Annotated in this window: 15 protein-coding genes, 3 tRNA genes and 1 other annotated feature; of the genes, 15 read left to right on the top strand and 3 right to left on the bottom strand. The window is 47.1% G+C overall.

Annotated elements, in window-relative coordinates; translation table 11 throughout:
- Positions 1-21: 21 nt before the first annotated feature.
- The 4 genes from NIT79A3_RS06735 to NIT79A3_RS06715 all read left to right on the top strand — a co-directional run bounded on the left by NIT79A3_RS06735 (position 22) and on the right by NIT79A3_RS06715 (position 2663).
- The gene (locus NIT79A3_RS06735) at positions 22-561 is read left to right on the top strand and encodes a hypothetical protein (protein WP_013965462.1); all 540 of its coding nucleotides are present in this window, start codon (positions 22-24) and stop codon (positions 559-561) included.
- Positions 562-893: 332 nt separating this feature from the next.
- On the top strand, positions 894-1466 hold the full coding sequence (locus tag NIT79A3_RS06725; protein ID WP_013965460.1) for a hypothetical protein: 573 nt from the start codon (positions 894-896) through the stop codon (positions 1464-1466).
- Positions 1463-1651, top strand: a complete 189-nt coding sequence (locus NIT79A3_RS06720) for a hypothetical protein (protein ID WP_013965459.1) — start codon at positions 1463-1465, stop codon at positions 1649-1651. The genes NIT79A3_RS06725 and NIT79A3_RS06720 overlap by 4 nt, the downstream gene beginning before the upstream one ends.
- 400 nt (positions 1652-2051) lie before the next feature.
- Entirely contained in the window at positions 2052-2663 is a 612-nt protein-coding gene (locus NIT79A3_RS06715; protein WP_198009397.1) for a DUF1614 domain-containing protein, read from the top strand.
- A gap of 64 nt (positions 2664-2727) precedes the next feature.
- Here NIT79A3_RS06715 and NIT79A3_RS19080 read toward each other — a convergent pair whose 3' ends face one another.
- Positions 2728-3420, bottom strand: a complete 693-nt coding sequence (locus tag NIT79A3_RS19080) for an FxDxF family PEP-CTERM protein (RefSeq protein ID WP_013965457.1) — start codon at positions 3418-3420, stop codon at positions 2728-2730.
- A 261-nt stretch (positions 3421-3681) separates the two neighbouring features.
- Here NIT79A3_RS19080 and NIT79A3_RS06705 point away from each other — a divergent pair, with 261 nt between their 5' ends.
- Positions 3682-5448 (top strand): NAD(P)H-dependent oxidoreductase subunit E, encoded by a 1767-nt coding sequence (locus tag NIT79A3_RS06705; protein ID WP_013965456.1) that lies wholly within the window; start codon positions 3682-3684, stop codon positions 5446-5448.
- Entirely contained in the window at positions 5448-6179 is a 732-nt protein-coding gene (locus NIT79A3_RS06700) for a 2Fe-2S iron-sulfur cluster-binding protein (RefSeq protein WP_013965455.1), read from the top strand. The genes NIT79A3_RS06705 and NIT79A3_RS06700 overlap by 1 nt, the downstream gene beginning before the upstream one ends.
- 28 nt (positions 6180-6207) lie before the next feature.
- Here NIT79A3_RS06700 and NIT79A3_RS18650 read toward each other — a convergent pair whose 3' ends face one another.
- The gene (locus NIT79A3_RS18650; protein WP_156797034.1) at positions 6208-6387 is read right to left on the bottom strand and encodes a hypothetical protein; all 180 of its coding nucleotides are present in this window, start codon (positions 6385-6387) and stop codon (positions 6208-6210) included.
- A 23-nt stretch (positions 6388-6410) separates the two neighbouring features.
- Here NIT79A3_RS18650 and NIT79A3_RS06690 point away from each other — a divergent pair, with 23 nt between their 5' ends.
- From NIT79A3_RS06690 to NIT79A3_RS19395, 7 genes are all read left to right on the top strand, one after another.
- Complete coding sequence (locus NIT79A3_RS06690) at positions 6411-7166, top strand: fused MFS/spermidine synthase (protein ID WP_013965453.1); 756 nt, start codon at positions 6411-6413, stop codon at positions 7164-7166.
- Between the two features lie 253 nt (positions 7167-7419).
- Positions 7420-8904: a hypothetical protein gene (locus tag NIT79A3_RS06685; protein ID WP_013965452.1), complete on the top strand. Its 1485-nt coding sequence runs from the start codon at positions 7420-7422 to the stop codon at positions 8902-8904.
- A 289-nt stretch (positions 8905-9193) separates the two neighbouring features.
- Positions 9194-9270 (top strand) — tRNA-Pro (locus tag NIT79A3_RS06680).
- A 35-nt stretch (positions 9271-9305) separates the two neighbouring features.
- Positions 9306-9382: transfer RNA gene (locus tag NIT79A3_RS06675), tRNA-Arg, on the top strand.
- Positions 9383-9459: 77 nt separating this feature from the next.
- A tRNA-His gene (locus NIT79A3_RS06670) sits at positions 9460-9535 on the top strand.
- Positions 9536-9709: 174 nt separating this feature from the next.
- Positions 9710-12640 carry an aconitate hydratase gene (locus tag NIT79A3_RS06665; protein WP_013965451.1) on the top strand — a complete coding sequence of 977 codons (2931 nt, stop codon included), beginning with the start codon at positions 9710-9712 and terminating at the stop codon, positions 12638-12640.
- 242 nt (positions 12641-12882) lie between these two features.
- Positions 12883-13011: a hypothetical protein gene (locus NIT79A3_RS19395; RefSeq protein ID WP_013965450.1), complete on the top strand. Its 129-nt coding sequence runs from the start codon at positions 12883-12885 to the stop codon at positions 13009-13011.
- On the opposite strand, the gene NIT79A3_RS06660 is transcribed toward NIT79A3_RS19395, so the two are convergent.
- Positions 12979-14207 (bottom strand): IS3 family transposase gene (locus tag NIT79A3_RS06660; RefSeq protein WP_156796972.1). Its coding sequence is split into 2 segments (ribosomal slippage): positions 12979-13919 and positions 13919-14207, totalling 1230 coding nucleotides; the frame shifts between segments, so codons are not numbered across the junction. The two genes, NIT79A3_RS19395 and NIT79A3_RS06660, sit on opposite strands and share 33 nt — an antisense overlap.
- Positions 13813-13929, bottom strand: a sequence feature (AL1L pseudoknot). (Overlaps the previous gene by 117 nt.)
- On the opposite strand from NIT79A3_RS06660, the gene NIT79A3_RS06650 reads away from it, so the two are divergent.
- On the top strand, positions 14142-15167 hold the full coding sequence (locus NIT79A3_RS06650) for an ISAs1 family transposase (protein ID WP_348225742.1): 1026 nt from the start codon (positions 14142-14144) through the stop codon (positions 15165-15167). The genes NIT79A3_RS06660 and NIT79A3_RS06650 overlap by 66 nt on opposite strands.
- A gap of 6 nt (positions 15168-15173) precedes the next feature.
- Positions 15174-15398 carry a hypothetical protein gene (locus tag NIT79A3_RS18645; RefSeq protein ID WP_041360207.1) on the top strand — a complete coding sequence of 75 codons (225 nt, stop codon included), beginning with the start codon at positions 15174-15176 and terminating at the stop codon, positions 15396-15398.
- The last annotated feature ends 150 nt before the right edge of the window (positions 15399-15548 follow it).

The raw sequence follows: 15548 nt of genomic DNA, 5'->3' as shown, positions 1-15548 counted from the left end.
GAACATGTACGTTAGGACAAAATGGCCAATCCATTACGAATAGGTGAGTCAGTATCACATGGACCGCGCACACTGCTTCAGCGACCAGAGCTGGCAGCGCTTATAGGTTGCGCATGTGCTGATTGGGCGTACATCGAAAGCTCTTTAACTATGTTTTATGGGCATTTGATGGGTGTCTATCTCCCCAAACATCCAGAATTTGAACCCCCATTACATCCTGTCGCCCTCCAAGTCTTAAATGAGCTCCAAAGCATTCACGCCAAAGTAAATCTGGTGAAGAAATTGGCTGACTGGGTTATCAAGGATGAGACACAAAAAAAGGATGTGTTATCTGTATTGGATAAATTAAGAAAAGCAGGTGAAGGTAGAAATTTGGTAGCTCATGGAGTTTGGGGCATTTGCGAATCAGAACCTGAAGCTCTAATACTTCTTCCTACATTCGGACATCAAATAATTTACAAAAAACGAGATTTCGAGTTAATTCTTGAAAGAATCCAAAGTGCTAAAGTTGAGCTTGACCGCATACACCATGAGTTCTATCAGCAGCGCCGTAACAGATGATCAACCATGCCCCCTTTCGATCACTGGCGCTATACCCAAACATGTGCAGATGGCACTGAAGTGCCTGTAATTTTCGACAGCCAGGAGTTGATCCCCAAAACTGCACATCATTTGCATCCATGCGATTACATGGCAGCCACTGCTTACACACGATCTGCGTTCGAAAAATTGATCCGCAAACACTGCGAAGACAGGAGCAAAAAACTTGTATTCAAGTCACAGATTGGCAAAATTATGCTCACCATCCAACTAAGGTTCACTCTTACAAACCCCATGCCTCCTAGGATCAATCGAATCAAAGGAAAGCAAAAACAACGTGGGGAGACTGTGTAATGCCCACCTGCTGGATCATTGCCGGTCCCAACGGCGCAGGCAAGACCACATTCGCACTGGAATACCTGCCCAAGGTGGCGGAGTGTACTCATTTTGTTAATGCCGATCTGATCGCAGCCGGCCTGTCTCCGCTGGCACCGGAACGCGAACTTGTTGCAGCAAGCCGTATCTTTCTGAATGAGATCGAAGAAAACATCAAACGCCAAGAGAATTTTGCATTTGAAACCACGCTTTCAGGCCGTAGTTATCTGCGCCTGATCAATCGGCTGCAACATGATGGCTGGCTAGTGGAGTTAATCTATCTTGCCTTGCCCAACGTGAAAATATCAAAAATGCGTGTGGCGGAAAGGGTTGCGCATGGCGGCCACAATATCCCGCTACGCGATATTGAGCGGCGTTTCTCGCGCAGCCTTGGCAATTTATTCCATATATTCAGTTATAAGGTTGATCGCTGCACTTGTTTCATAAATGATGGCGAAAGCCCCATTCTAGTGTTTGAACAAAAAAGCGATAGTCGTGATATTCTCCACGAAGTTTATTATCAACAGTTATTAAAGAGCATCAAGGAATGAAGATCACTCTGAAAACAACACCTTCCGAAGAAGGTCAAGTAATCCTGGATTCGCTGCAAAAAGCCGTAACTCAGGCACTTGAAAAGAAACGCCGCCTGGGTCACTACGCCGTGGTCTGGCGGGATGGTAAGGCGGTGATGATCGGCGAGGATGCGCCGAAGGTATCAGAAAATCCTGTCAGCTAGAATTGCGCGGCCTAGCCGAAGCAGATCAGCGCGCTGATGCGACTCATTTTATAGCGTTTATGCTGACCGCTTAAGCGTGGGACTTAACAATTAGTAATCTCTTGATGGCCTGTTAAGGAACCCCTGATTAAGTCCTTCGACAGGCTCAGGGCGAACGGTAATTTTGTCATTTCGAGCATGGCGAGAAATCTATGGTGTTGATTCGAAAAGATTCCTCACTGTGTTCGGAATGACAAAGATGCGTTATTCAGAGTCGCCTTAATATTCCCTGATTTCTCATTAAAATATAAAATAACCTGAACAAAATAATGCAATCCGATGATATCTCCCCTACTATATCGCGATGAAAAATTATTTTTCCCCTGTTCATTTGATATTTTTCGTTCTTCTGCTTGGCGTCATGATGGCGCTTATTCAGGTGGAGTTGTTGTCATTTGCTTTTGCGAAACTGGGTTTGCCGCCGGCATTGGGATTGATGGTACTGTTTCTTTCCTTGCTGGGCAGCGTCATTAATTTGCCGGTGACGCGTATTAAAAGCCAGGTACCCATACGGGAATTCACACAAACCGTGTATTGGGGGCTGCTCAAAGTGCCAGTGCGCCCATTTCACAATGAAACACAGATTTCCATTAATCTCGGCGGTTGCCTGATACCGGCGGCATTGTCGCTTTATTTGTTTTCCAATAGCACGTTGAGCTTGTCTTCCACGCTGCTGGGAATCGCTATCATTACTCTAATCAGTTATTTTTTCAGCCGCCCAATTCAGGGACTTGGCATCGGTATGCCGATACTGGTTGCTCCTGTCAGTGCGGCGCTGGTTGGTCTAATACTCAGCCCGGAACAAAGCGCACCGCTCGCTTATATCAGCGGCACATTGGGGGTATTGATCGGCGCTGACCTGCTGCGCATGAAAGATATTTCGCGGCTCGGGACGCCGTATGCATCGATCGGCGGCGCAGGTACCTTTGACGGGATTTTCATCACCGGTATTGTTGCGGCATTGTTGGCTTGAAGCTTCAATGCCAATAAAAAACCCCGCCGCAGCGGGGCCGGTCAATATAACCATTCTTAAGAATTTAGACTGTTTCTTGCAGTTTTCTGCGTTGTGCAACAAACCCCAATAAGCCAAGGCCAGCTAACAACATCGCATAGGTTTCTGGTTCTGGAATGGCTGCTATGGCATCGATTTCGCCTTCGCCAGGGGAGTAAAAACCGCCAACCAGACGATCTCCCGATACGACCGCAAAGTAATTATAGGCACCTGTGAAAGACCATTGTGTTGTCCAGTCATCAGCGTTCTTCAAAGCGCTTGAATCATCCACACCTTTCGCCCACACATTGGTGATATGTCCTTCTTCGAGCAATGCGCCAGAGGAGTCAGAGCCAAAAATGCGGAATTCAAAAGATTCCCAGAATTCACCCGTGTTGCCAGAAGTCCAGCCATGGTCAATTGCCGGAATGGCGAGAACAGAACTCAAGGCGGTGGCACTATACACCACGATGGCTGGATCATACTGCAGCCAATTATGATCTGCTGTCGCCATAGCGGAAGCAGCCGAAATTCCAGTGATACCATAAGTCGACCCATCCGCCCAGCCGGTAGCACCATTACCGCCACTTACATAACTGAGATAAGCGGTTGGTGACACAGTGCCGCTATTCACTGTCGCGGTATCAATCAATGTTGCGCCGCCAATTGTGGTCGTAGCAAAAGCTGAAGATGCTGTTGCGGCAAGTATGGCGGTAGTTATTAGCGCTCGTTTAAACATAAAATCACCTCTTTAAAAAATAATCCGTTCAAAAATTTAGTGCCATTTACCTTCAAGGTAGATACTTAATTTATTGTTTTTTTAGCCAACCCAATCAGGAAATTGAAGTCTATCATATAGAAATTTTCTATTTAAAAGAATTGTCCTATAAAACAACTAACTTTGTCCTAGCCTCCTTGAGAAACAAAGCAATATAGATTTCATCGGATTTATTCCAGCCATTTCTGTAATTTTGACTTCGACCTCGCTATACTCTTCGATATGATAAGCTCATGCCTGCATAATTCCGATTCACCAAACGAGCACTTGCTGCATCGGCTATATGCTTTGCAGCAGCAGTTTTTGCACATTTCGTCGGAATCCATGCAACAGGTTGCAAGTGAATTTAATCTGCCGGTCAGTCAGGTGGCTTCGGTTGTTGAATTCTATTCATTTTTTTACACACAGCCTTGCGGCCGCTTCCACATTTTGTTCAGTAATTGCACCAGTTGCGGCTATCTGGCGGATGATCAAAATCTGATGTTGATGCTTTGTCAGCGATTAAAAGTCACGCCAGGCAAAACGCGCCATGATGGATGCGTCAGCGTGGATGAAACTTCCTGTATTGGTCTATGCGATCAGGGGGCATCATTGCTGGTCAATGGCGTACCTATCGCCGCACTGAATCCAGAAAAAATTATGCAGATCGCTCAACGGATTACAACCGGAGCGCCTGTCACTGCTTGGCCTGCGGAGTGGTTTGAAATCCACGATACCGTGCATCAGCGCAATCTGCTGTTAACGGAACGTTTGGCACGTGGCAGCGTATTACAAAAAGCGTTGCAGCAAGGCGCAAACGAAATATTGGCGCTAATCCAGCAATCCGGCTTACGCGGCCGCGGCGGTGCGGGGTTCGACACCGGCAAAAAATGGCAACTCTGCCGCGCAGCGCCCGGCGATGCGCGTTATGTCGTCTGCAATGCCGATGAAGGCGAACCCGGCACTTTTAAAGATCGATTTTTATTAAGCGAACAAGCCGATGCCCTATTTGAGGGCATGGCCGTATGTGCATTTGTCATTGGCGCGAATAAAGGCTTTATCTATCTGCGCGGTGAATACCGCTATCTGCTATTCCACCTGCAAGCCGTGCTTGAACAGCGCCGTAGCTTAGGATTGTTAGGCAAAAATATTCTCGGACATGAAAATTTTGAATTTGACATCGATATCGTCGTAGGTGCCGGCGCCTATATTTGCGGTGAGGAATCGGCGTTGATCGAATCGCTCGAAGGTAAGCCCGGCATTCCGCGCATCCGTCCGCCGTTTCCGGTCACGCACGGCTACCTGGGGCAGCCCACCATCGTCAACAATGTCGAGACATTTATTGCAGCAGCGCATATCGTCGCACACAGCAGCGCCTGGTTTAATTCCAGAGGCACAGAAAAATCGCGCGGCACAAAAATCCTCAGTATCAGCGGCGATTGCCAATTACCTGGAATTTACGAATATCCGTTCGGTGTGCGCATTCAACAAGTCTTAGATGATTGCGGCGCGCGGGATGTGCAAGCAGTACAAATAGGCGGCCCCGCCGGAAAATTGCTCGGCGTAGCGGAATTTGACCGCACAATTGCATTTGAAGATGTATCCACCGGCGGATCGTTTTTGATATTTGGGCAGCAGCGTGATCTGCTGGGCATTCATCGCAATTTTGCGCAGTTTTTTGCGCATGAAAGTTGCGGTTTTTGCACCCCTTGCCGTGTCGGCACGCAATTACTGAAAAACAACCTGGACAAAATCGCCGAAGGTCGCGGCACAGCTTATGATATCGCGGAACTCAAACAGCTCAGCCAGTTGATTCAGCACCATTCGCATTGCGGCTTGGGACATACGGCAGCGAATCACATTCTGGATAGTTTGCAGTATTTCCCGCAAACCTTTTCAGCCAATTTGAAGCAACACTTCACCGCACAATTCGATCTGGATCAGGCATTGGAAAGTGCTCGCCATGTAACGCACCGTGACGATGCTGCGGCACATCTGGGTAACGAATAATGCCAACGGACCCAAACACAATTCGTATCGACGGCAATGAAATCCCGTTCAGTGCGGGACAAACCATCATGGATGCCGCATTGGCTGCGAAAGTTTATATTCCGCATTTGTGCCACTTCCCTGGCTTACCGCCGAGCGGCAATTGCCGGTTGTGCGTGGTGGAAATCGGCAAGCGCAGTGTTGCTGCGTGCATAACACTGGCTGCTGCCGGACAGGAAATCCGCAATAACACACCGGAATTGAACGAAGTACGCAAAGCCGTCACGCAAATGCTGTTCGTCGAGGGCAATCATATTTGTCCGTCGTGCGAGAAAACCGGCAATTGCAAACTGCAGGCGATGGGTTATTATCTGGGCATGCTGGAGGACCATTTCCCGCAATTTTATCAACGCCGCGAAATGGATGCCTCGCATGCCGATATTCTGCTCGATCGCGGCCGCTGCATTCTATGTGATTTGTGCGTTCGCGCCAGCCGTGATGTGGATGGAAAGAATGTGTTCGCCATTGCCGGGCGCGGCACAGATGCGCATCTAATCGTCAACTCTCCGACTGGAAAATTAGCCGACAGCCCAATAGAAAAAACCGATCTGGCGGCAACTATCTGCCCGGTGGGTGCGATTCTGATCAAGGAACAAGGCTATCAGGTGCCGATCAGACAACGCATTTATGATCAGCACACCATCCGTGAAATTGGTTTGCAGGAAAACATTGCGAAGAAAAATGATGATTAACCTCAAAATCAAAATAATCGTCACTCCATTAGCGAGATGTTTTGGCTGCTACATGTCTTTTCTGACTAGGGATGAACCCCTGGTCAGTTTGACCGGATACATGGAATTTAACCGCTTGCCATTGACCGGAATCAAACACTGCTGCCCGTGTGATATCGGTTTGATTGAAGACGGTATGTGCAACACAGAAAACGTGCATCTGTTGCACCGCCCCCCCTTACAAAAGGCACAATGAGTTTCTCCATCGATATCTGCGAAAAAGCCGGTGTGCGCACGTTGCATTTCGGATCCGACTGGATACAAGGTGCAATGCGCATCGCACGTCCATGGCATCTGGAGCTCGACTACACCCGGGAAATGATGGCAAGCCTGTTGCTCAGAGACGATGCGCGCTTTCCGCGCAAAGTGCTGCTGATCGGTCTTGGTGCGGCATCACTGACCAAATTTTTATATCGCAACTACCCGCTGGCAAAACTGACCGTGGTTGAGATCGAACCGCGTGTGATAGCAGCCGCAAGGCAATTCTTCAAACTGCCGGAAGACCCGCTACGCCTGAATATCGTAATCGCAGACGGCTCAGAGTATATCGTCGAATACGACAAGACTTACGACCTGATTTTGGTGGATGGCTACGACGCCGATGCGCGACCCGGTGAACTGGACATGCTGCCGTTTTACCAGATGTGCCGCGCGCGATTAAACAATAACGGCATCCTTGCGGTGAACCTGCTAGGACGCAGCCGCGGGCACCAGGCAAGTCTGGAACGCATCAAAACATCGTTCGACGCGCGCGCACTGGCTTTCCCTTCCTGCGACAGCGGCAACGTCATTGCCATGGCCGCGACCGGAGAGAAGATCGAGATACCCATCAGTGAACTCAAGAAACAGGCACTTGAATTGAAAAAAAAAACCGATCTCAATCTGCTACCGACGCTGACGCGCCTGGAACAGGCAAAATCTTGTCCTGGGGGAATTCTTAGGATTTAACTGATGTCACGCAGCCTTTGGCATTATCTCTAAACGAAATTTCCGCTCTCTCAGTATCGACTTTCTCAGCTAAGCACTTCATCAATATTTTCGCGGCGATCTCGACGTGATGTTACGTCATAAAGCGCATTCTAAAATGCTAACCGGAACGGTCTTGTCATCGTATGTGGCACACACACATTTTTCTTGGATCGTGCCTCTATCTTGCATTATAAACATTTCATTTGGCGAATAAGCTTGCTAAAGTAGTGATATGAAGAATTTGCTCTGCCCCTTAGGCGGAGCTTTATTCGGATGTTTCTTTGCATTAATGACATTCAGTATATTTATTGTAGCTATTGCAACTGCGGTGAAGCCGGATTTCAAAACCACTTGGGAGATTGATCACATGAAAGTAATTCAAATTATTTTTTTATTCTTTTTACAGAATGGAATACGTAGATCACTAGTATGTTCGGTAATTTTTGCTTCGATTTTGATTGCAGGTTGTGGAATTGGTGATTCTGTTGATAAAATTACCAAAAAGGTCGATGAGGTTACTGATAAAGTTGAAGATTTAACTAATACAACAAGTGATATTGCGGGAGATACAGTCGCTACAATTGATGATGCAATAGACGCTTTAGATCGCAACTCTGCATCCTGGCAATCGGTATTGCAGGATGTGACCAAACAACTAACCGCAGATACTCAATCGACAATACGTAACGAGATTTCCGATTTGCTCAACCGCAGCGTGGCAGCAACCGGGACAGAATTGCGATGCGATCTTGATTTTATCGGTACGCGCGTACGGCAAGCATTGGTGAGAATTCGCGCACATTTGCTTAATGAACCTGAACCTCTCGTCGAACCCGCGTTATGTCATGTCGTGCCCGCAGCTGTCGATATGGCTTTGGATGCCAACCGTCGGAACAAAGTTGAGTTTTTTGGCTATGATTTCGATACTACACCGATTAAGGTCAAACTATACGACAAGTCGCGTGCAGTGGATGTATCTAAACATCTGCATGTACTTACGCACTACCATATGACACTGAATTTAGGCGGCAATGGTGTTCCCTTGTCAAATGCGAGTAATCGTTTAAGTCTGGAATGGAAAAATGATCAGATTTCCAGTATTGCTGTGATTCAACCAGCGACACCGGTATGCAAGGAAGAAATTAATACTATCCCGCCGTCTGCTGAAATAACGTTTACACCACCACATAAGCAAGGAGACAAAGAATTTTTTGGGTTTGGCCCAGAAATCTGGGCGACCGCCGAGTGGATTAAGGAAGATAAGCAAGTCAAGTTCAAACTTTGGATGAAAGCTTTGCAAACAAAACCTGATATTACGCTTCCTTTTACAAAATCAAAATCGCCAACAAAGGCAGAAGGAACTCACATTGTTTCATACTATAAAGCGCCTACCGGTTGGCGCATTGAGAGCATAGAAAGTGATACAAAGAGTTCTGCACATTATGTAGATACTGATCACAATGAAGATCGTCAAGGTACTGGCCCAAATGGGCCGGTTAAGGAATTTGTATTCCGTGGTGACCAGAAAGGTGACGATGCCGGTAGCTACACAGGCGTTGATGTGCGTTTTAATCCTTTGATCATTAAGTTGGTTCAAGAAGAAAATTGTGCGCCGGCATCAGCAGTCAAGTTTTTGCAAGATAGAGGACAGCTATCGGCGGCTACGATAAAGCGTTTAAATCCAGAGTTAATGAAATTGCAGCTCAGGAAACCTTGATGAGATAAATTGCTTGATTGCGTTCATACACTAAGGCTTGTGTTTGAATGCAATCAACGATGCATCACATACTTAGTCAGCTCTAAAATATCTACAAATACTTGATATTAGGCAGGAATGCACTGATTCCAAATGATCATAACGACCAGAAATGTTAAAATATTCATGTGTTTTCTGGTCTAAATGGCACCGGAAAACGGGTAAAGGTTAGAGAACAGTCTCTCATTTCATTTTAGAAGAGACTAGAAATTGACGTTTCGAACCTAAGAAGGTATAGTGTCGCCTTTTCCGGGGTGTAGCGTAGCCTGGTAGCGCGCCTGGTTTGGGACCAGGATGTCGGGAGTTCAAATCTCTCCACCCCGACCAATTTCAGCTCTAAAATTTAGGGCAAGCCCGACTTGGTGCCCGTAGCTCAATTGGATAGAGCACCAGCCTTCTAAGCTGGGGGTTACAGGTTCGATCCCTGTCGGGCACGCCACAAATATTTCTATATCGTGTGGATAGCATTCTCAACTCAGTTTGTGTAAATTAAACCACTACACTTTTCATCTTATGGTGGCTGTAGCTCAGCTGGTAGAGTCCCGGATTGTGATTCCGGTTGTCGTGGGTTCGAGTCCCATCAGCCACCCCATCTGATTATCTTCATCGCAGCGTGGATCAAATATTATTTTCTTAATTTACGCACAGTAAATTTACGGTAATAATTCAAAAAAACCTAAGCGTGACTTTGTTTGCCCAAAAATATATATTATCGGCTGAATAGTTTATTAACCTGTAATCCATATTATTTTTCAGGAACATTACCATGAACCACAATCTGTTCAATAGCCTGCATGAACTATCCATCGCACAGGGAAGTAGTGCAAAATACTATTCACTTCCGGCTCTGGAGAAAAGTGGGATTGGGAAAGTCTCTCGTTTACCGATATCGATCCGCATCATACTGGAATCCGTATTGCGTAATTATGACAATAAAAAGATAAATGAAACGCATATTAAGCAATTGGCGAACTGGAGACCTAATGCAGTTAGAGTAGACGAGATACCGTTTGTCGTTTCTCGCATTGTTTTGCAAGACTTCACCGGCGTGCCACTTTTAGTGGATCTGGCTGCTATGCGCAGTGCCGCGGTAAAATTAGGTAAAAATCCAAAACTGATAGAACCATTGGTACCCGTTGATCTTGTAGTTGACCATTCCATTCAGGTTGATTACTACGGAACCAAAGACGCTCTCACTCGCAATATGGAAATTGAATTTTCCCGTAATAACGAACGCTATCAATTTATCAAATGGGGAATGCAGGCTTTTGACACCTTTAAGGTGATACCGCCTGGAATTGGCATAGTGCATCAGGTCAACCTCGAATATCTGGCCCGCGGTGTACACCAAAAAGATGGATTAATCTTTCCGGATACACTGGTAGGCACCGACTCACATACCACGATGATTAACGGGATCGGTGTCGTCGGCTGGGGGGTCGGCGGTATCGAAGCGGAAGCCGGCATGTTGGGTCAACCGGTTTATTTCCTTACACCCGATGTAGTTGGTGTAAATCTGACCGGTCAGTTACGGGAAGGCGTCACTGCAACTGATCTGGTTTTAACGATCACCGAAATGTTACGCAAAGCCAATGTAGTCGGTAAATTTGTTGAGTTCTTTGGTGAAGGAACTGCTTCATTGACATTGCCTGATCGTGCAACGATCGCCAATATGGCGCCTGAATACGGGGCAACGATGGGTTTCTTTCCAGTTGACGACATCACCATTGAGTATTTCAGAAGCACAGGGCGTAGCAATGACGAGATTGTGGCATTTCAATCCTATTTCCAGGCGCAGGAAATGTATGGTATCCCTCGGAAGGGCGATATCGACTATACCCAAGAGCTAGCGCTTGATCTGAGTGTGGTCTCACCTTCGTTGGCTGGGCCAAAACGCCCGCAGGATCGCATTGAACTCACAGCGATTAAATCTAAATTTACTGAACTCTTTAGCAAACCCGTCAAAGAAAGCGGTTACGGGAAACAAAGTGATGATATCAATCAGCGTTATCCAACACGCAACATCCGCACGCAGAGTCCTGATGTCTGCACACATATTGGCTCTAATATTCTGGAAGAAAATCGGCTGGCACCCCAGAATTTGCATAATGCATCCGAAGTAAACAGTCATCATTTGACAGAGAAAGTTGTCCCAGCAGAACGCCGAATGACATCCCGCAACGTCACTGAAATGACCAGCAACCGCCCGACCCCTCATCTTGCCGAAATCCCTGCTACTGAATTGAATAGTTCTTCAGTGAATTTGGGGAATGGTGATGTATTGATTGCCGCCATCACTTCCTGCACAAACACATCCAACCCAAGTGTCCTAATCGCAGCCGGATTATTAGCAAAAAAAGCCGTTGAAAAAGGATTGTCGGTTAAGCCCCATATCAAAACATCGCTGGCGCCCGGTTCGCGGGTTGTAACCGAGTACCTGACCGTCGCGGGACTGCTACCCTACCTTGAGCAACTTGGCTTTAATTTGGTCGGTTATGGCTGCACCACATGTATTGGCAATGCGGGTCCATTAGCAGATCCGATTGAAGAGGCTATCGTCAAGAATGACTTGGTCTGTGCAGCCGTACTTTCAGGAAATCGCAATTTTGAAGCGCGCATTCATTCGAACATCCGCGCTAATTTTTTAGCCTCGCCACCGCTGGTCGTGGCTTATGCTATCGCAGGTACTGTTTTGAAAGATCTCACCGCCGAGCCTTTAGGTATCGGCAAGAATAATCAGCCGGTTTGGCTTAAAGACATATGGCCCAATAGCGCAGAAATTCATGCACAAATGAAATTCGCCGCCAACGCGGATACCTTCAGGAAACTCTATAGTAATCTCACCAAAGACCACCCTTTGTGGAATGATGTGACTTCTGTCAGCGGTCAAACTTACAATTGGCCACAATCCACCTATATCGCAGAACCGCCCTTCTTTCAGAATTTCACACTGCAACCGGCGATCTCCAGTGGCACAAATGACATCAAGAATGCTTACGCATTAGGTATATTTGGTGACTCTGTTACAACGGATCATATCAGTCCGGCTGGCTCGATCAAAGACACTTCCCCAGCCGGACATTATTTGCTGGATAACAACGTCGCCAAAGCCGACTTCAATAGTTATGGCGCGCGGCGTGGCAACCATGAAGTGATGATGCGCGGCACATTTGCCAATGTCCGCATCAAGAACTTGATGATCCCGGGCAGCGAAGGCGGTATAACACTTTACCAAGCCACTGCCGGCACTATACCGGAGCAAATGAGCATTTATGATGCCGCGATGAAATATCAATCACAAGGCATACCCACAGTCGTTTTCGGCGGCAAGGAATACGGTACCGGCTCAAGTCGCGACTGGGCTGCCAAGGGAACACAATTATTGGGAGTCAAGGCAGTCGTTGCGACCAGCTTTGAACGTATACATCGCAGCAACCTGATTGGCATGGGTGTACTCCCGTTACAATTCAAAGGCAATGACAGCGTCGACTCACTGAGCATTAAAGGCGATGAACAGTTCGACATATTCGGTTTGGACAACATCCAACCGCAAAAGGATGTCACCCTGGTAATCCGAAGAAATGATGTCAGCAGCCAATCGGTACAGTTACTGTGCCGTATTGATACGGCTATAGAAGTCGATTATTACCGGCATGGCGGTATACTACCTTACGTACTCAGAGAATTGATGACTTGAGTAATCACTGCGACAGAATGAATATAATTAAGGAAACTCTGATTAAGTCCTTCGACAGGCTCAGGACGAACGGTAATATATTGATTACGTTCGTGGTGAGCTTGTCGTACCATGAATGTAATCAACTTAATCAGAGCTTCCTTAAGAGCACCTCTAATAATTCAAATTACAAAATGAGCTTCCCCCGAAAAATAGTCTTCCAAGGGTGACGTACAATTAACGTTACTATTGAGAGGAAGACGATGAAGAAGATACCGAAGCAGGAATACACGACCGAGTTCAAGGAGCAAGCGGTCAAGCAAGTTGAATCACCCCGGGTTCTCTGGAGGCTGTTTGGTTTAAGTAACTTTGGCAGAATCCAAGTTGGCTAACTGCCGGTAGTATTGTGCCTCAGCTTCCGCCGGCGGTATATAGCCGATGGGTCCAAGCAAACGCTGGTGATTGAACCAGAACACCCAGTTCAACGTCGCCAATTCAACGGATTCCCTGTTTTTCCATGGCCCCTGCTTGTGAATCAATTCAGCTTTGTAAAGCCCGTTGATCGTTTCGGCTAGTGCGTTATCGTAGCTATCTCCTTTACTGCCAACCGACGGTTCTATTCCAGCCTCGGCAAGCCGCTCCGTATAACGGATAGAGACATACTGGGAACCCCGGTCGCTGTGGTGAATCAAGGCACCCAGCTCCGGTTGCCGGGCGTATAAAGCCTGCTCCAGCGCATCCAGTACGAAGTCCGTGTGCATGCTGGAACTGACCCGCCAACCCACGATGCACCGGGCAAACACGTCGATGACGAACGCGACATATAGCCAGCCCTGCCAGGTGGAAACATAGGTGAAATCCGACACCCATAACTGGTTTGGGCGATCCGCCTTGAATTGCCGGTTTACGCGATCCAGCGGGCACGGCAGCGCCTTGTCCGGAACCGTGGTTCGCACAACCTTGCCGCGCCGCACACCTTCCAGCCCCAACCGTTTCATGAGCCGTTCAACAGTGCAGCGAGCTACCTGCATTCCTTCGCGCTTAAGTTGCCGCCATACCTTGTCGGCACCATACACCTGCAGGTTAGCCTGCCACACACGCTGAATTTCTGGCATCAAAACCTCATCGCGTTGGGCACGAGTGCAACGCAATGCCGGATTGCGCCGCTCGGCCGCGTGACGCCGATACCCTGACGGGGCGACCTGCAATACCTTGCAGATCGGCTCGACCCCGTGGGTGTCACGATACCGGTCGATGAACGACCTCAGGATTTGAGTTTGCGGTCGAGCTCCGCCTGGGCGAAAAAAGCACTGGCCAGTTTCAGAATTTCATTGGCGCGACGTAATTCCTTGACCTCACGCTCCAGTGCTTTGATGCGTTCGCGCTCTTCACTGGTGATGCCATCTCGTAGGCCTGTGTCGATCTCGTGCTTCTTTACCCAATCATGCAATGTCGGCGGCGCGCAGCCGATCTTGGGCGCAATCGATTCTATCGTCGCCCACAGCGAAGGGTACTCACTGCGATGCTCTTGCACCAGGCGGACTGCTCGTTCTTTTACTTCGGGGGAATATTTGTTTGTTTTGTTCATCGCTCCATTCTCTCAAGATTTGGAGCCTCCTCAAAACCCGGGGCGATTCATGGGATACCCGCGAATGATACCTTTGGAGATGTTTTTGCAGCGATAGACAATGAACAGTTTGGCGAGTGTTTTTCCAACTGGGTGTCTGACTTAGCCAGTCTGACTGAAGGAGAAGTCATTGCAATTGATGGTAAATGCTTAAGGCGTAGCATTGATAAGGCTTCAAGAAAGGCAGCTATCCATATGGTCAGTGCATGGGCGCAGCACAATAGCCTGGTCTTGGGTCAGGTTAAAGTGGACAATAAATCCAATGAAATTACGGCCATTCCCAAGCTGTTATCGCGACTGAATATTGCAGGAAGTGTGATTACAGTTGATGCCATGGGTTGCCAGAAAAGAATTGCTCAGCAGATTATTCAACAAGGTGGCGATTATGTCTTGAGCCTGAAGGGCAACCAGGGTAACTTACATGAAGATGTTGCCACGTATTTTACCTCGCAGTTATCGCCTGAAGCCGCCATGGTGACTGTTGATGGGGATCATGGACGCATTGAAACACGTACTATCTGTGTGACAGATGAGATCGCATGGTTAAAAGAACGTCATGCTTGGGCAGGACTACAAAGTATCATTGCGGTTACAGCAACAAGAGAATCAGAAAATAGAATCACCGGGGAAACGCGTTATTTCATCAGTAGTCTGAGCGCCAATAATCCGGCTAAACTGGAACATGCTGTTCGCGCTCATTGGGCTATCGAGAACAATTTACATTGGGTGCTTGATATTGCTTTTGATGAAGATAGCAACCGGACACGCAAAGGCCATAGTGCAGCCAATCTTGCCACTATCAGACATATTGCTTTAAACCTGATAAATAAAGAAAAAATATCAAAAGTCGGTGTAAAAATAAAACGATTAAAGGCCGGTTGGAATAATGATTATTTGCTCCGCATTATTGGAGTAATTTAAGCCCGATTGCCCTGGTTATTTAGCTTGTATTTATTGCATACCATTGGCGAATTGTGCTTATCGCCAATTGGCTTAGCGATGGTTGTAAAATTATCACCGGACAAATTTGCTTCATTGTTAATGGGTGTGTGGTTTTTATCAACTGCAGCAGCAAGTAAATTTGCAGGAATTTTAAGTTCTTTGTACCCCGATCCGGCACTGCCTACAGTTACAAAATTTTTAGGCTTCTAAATCATAATCTTATATGAGTTTTTCTTGATTTTCGTAATTATATCCGGACTCGCATCCGTGATTTTATTTGTACTCACCAAAACATTACAAAAGATGATGCACGACATACAATAATTGTGCTCACATCGATATAAAATTGGTCAGATTGTC

The organism is Nitrosomonas sp. Is79A3 (assembly GCF_000219585.1).
GTDB lineage: Bacteria > Pseudomonadota > Gammaproteobacteria > Burkholderiales > Nitrosomonadaceae > Nitrosomonas.
This window is presented reverse-complemented; position numbering and strand designations above follow the sequence as displayed.

Excerpts from the sequence above, each read along its gene's own strand:
- NIT79A3_RS06715 (WP_198009397.1), top strand. The coding sequence starts at position 2,052 with ATGATGGCGCTTATTCAGGTGGAGTTGTTGTCATTTGCTTTTGCGAAA.
- NIT79A3_RS19080 (WP_013965457.1), bottom strand. The coding sequence starts at position 3,420 with ATGTTTAAACGAGCGCTAATAACTACCGCCATACTTGCCGCAACAGCA.
- NIT79A3_RS06685 (WP_013965452.1), top strand. The coding sequence starts at position 7,420 with ATGAAGAATTTGCTCTGCCCCTTAGGCGGAGCTTTATTCGGATGTTTC.
- NIT79A3_RS06665 (WP_013965451.1), top strand. The coding sequence starts at position 9,710 with ATGAACCACAATCTGTTCAATAGCCTGCATGAACTATCCATCGCACAG.
- NIT79A3_RS06720 (WP_013965459.1), top strand. The coding sequence starts at position 1,463 with ATGAAGATCACTCTGAAAACAACACCTTCCGAAGAAGGTCAAGTAATC.
- NIT79A3_RS06690 (WP_013965453.1), top strand. The coding sequence starts at position 6,411 with ATGAGTTTCTCCATCGATATCTGCGAAAAAGCCGGTGTGCGCACGTTG.
- NIT79A3_RS06725 (WP_013965460.1), top strand. The coding sequence starts at position 894 with ATGCCCACCTGCTGGATCATTGCCGGTCCCAACGGCGCAGGCAAGACC.
- NIT79A3_RS19395 (WP_013965450.1), top strand. The coding sequence starts at position 12,883 with ATGAAGAAGATACCGAAGCAGGAATACACGACCGAGTTCAAGGAGCAA.
- NIT79A3_RS06650 (WP_348225742.1), top strand. The coding sequence starts at position 14,142 with ATGCTCTTGCACCAGGCGGACTGCTCGTTCTTTTACTTCGGGGGAATA.
- NIT79A3_RS06705 (WP_013965456.1), top strand. The coding sequence starts at position 3,682 with ATGATAAGCTCATGCCTGCATAATTCCGATTCACCAAACGAGCACTTG.
- NIT79A3_RS06700 (WP_013965455.1), top strand. The coding sequence starts at position 5,448 with ATGCCAACGGACCCAAACACAATTCGTATCGACGGCAATGAAATCCCG.
- NIT79A3_RS06735 (WP_013965462.1), top strand. The coding sequence starts at position 22 with ATGGCCAATCCATTACGAATAGGTGAGTCAGTATCACATGGACCGCGC.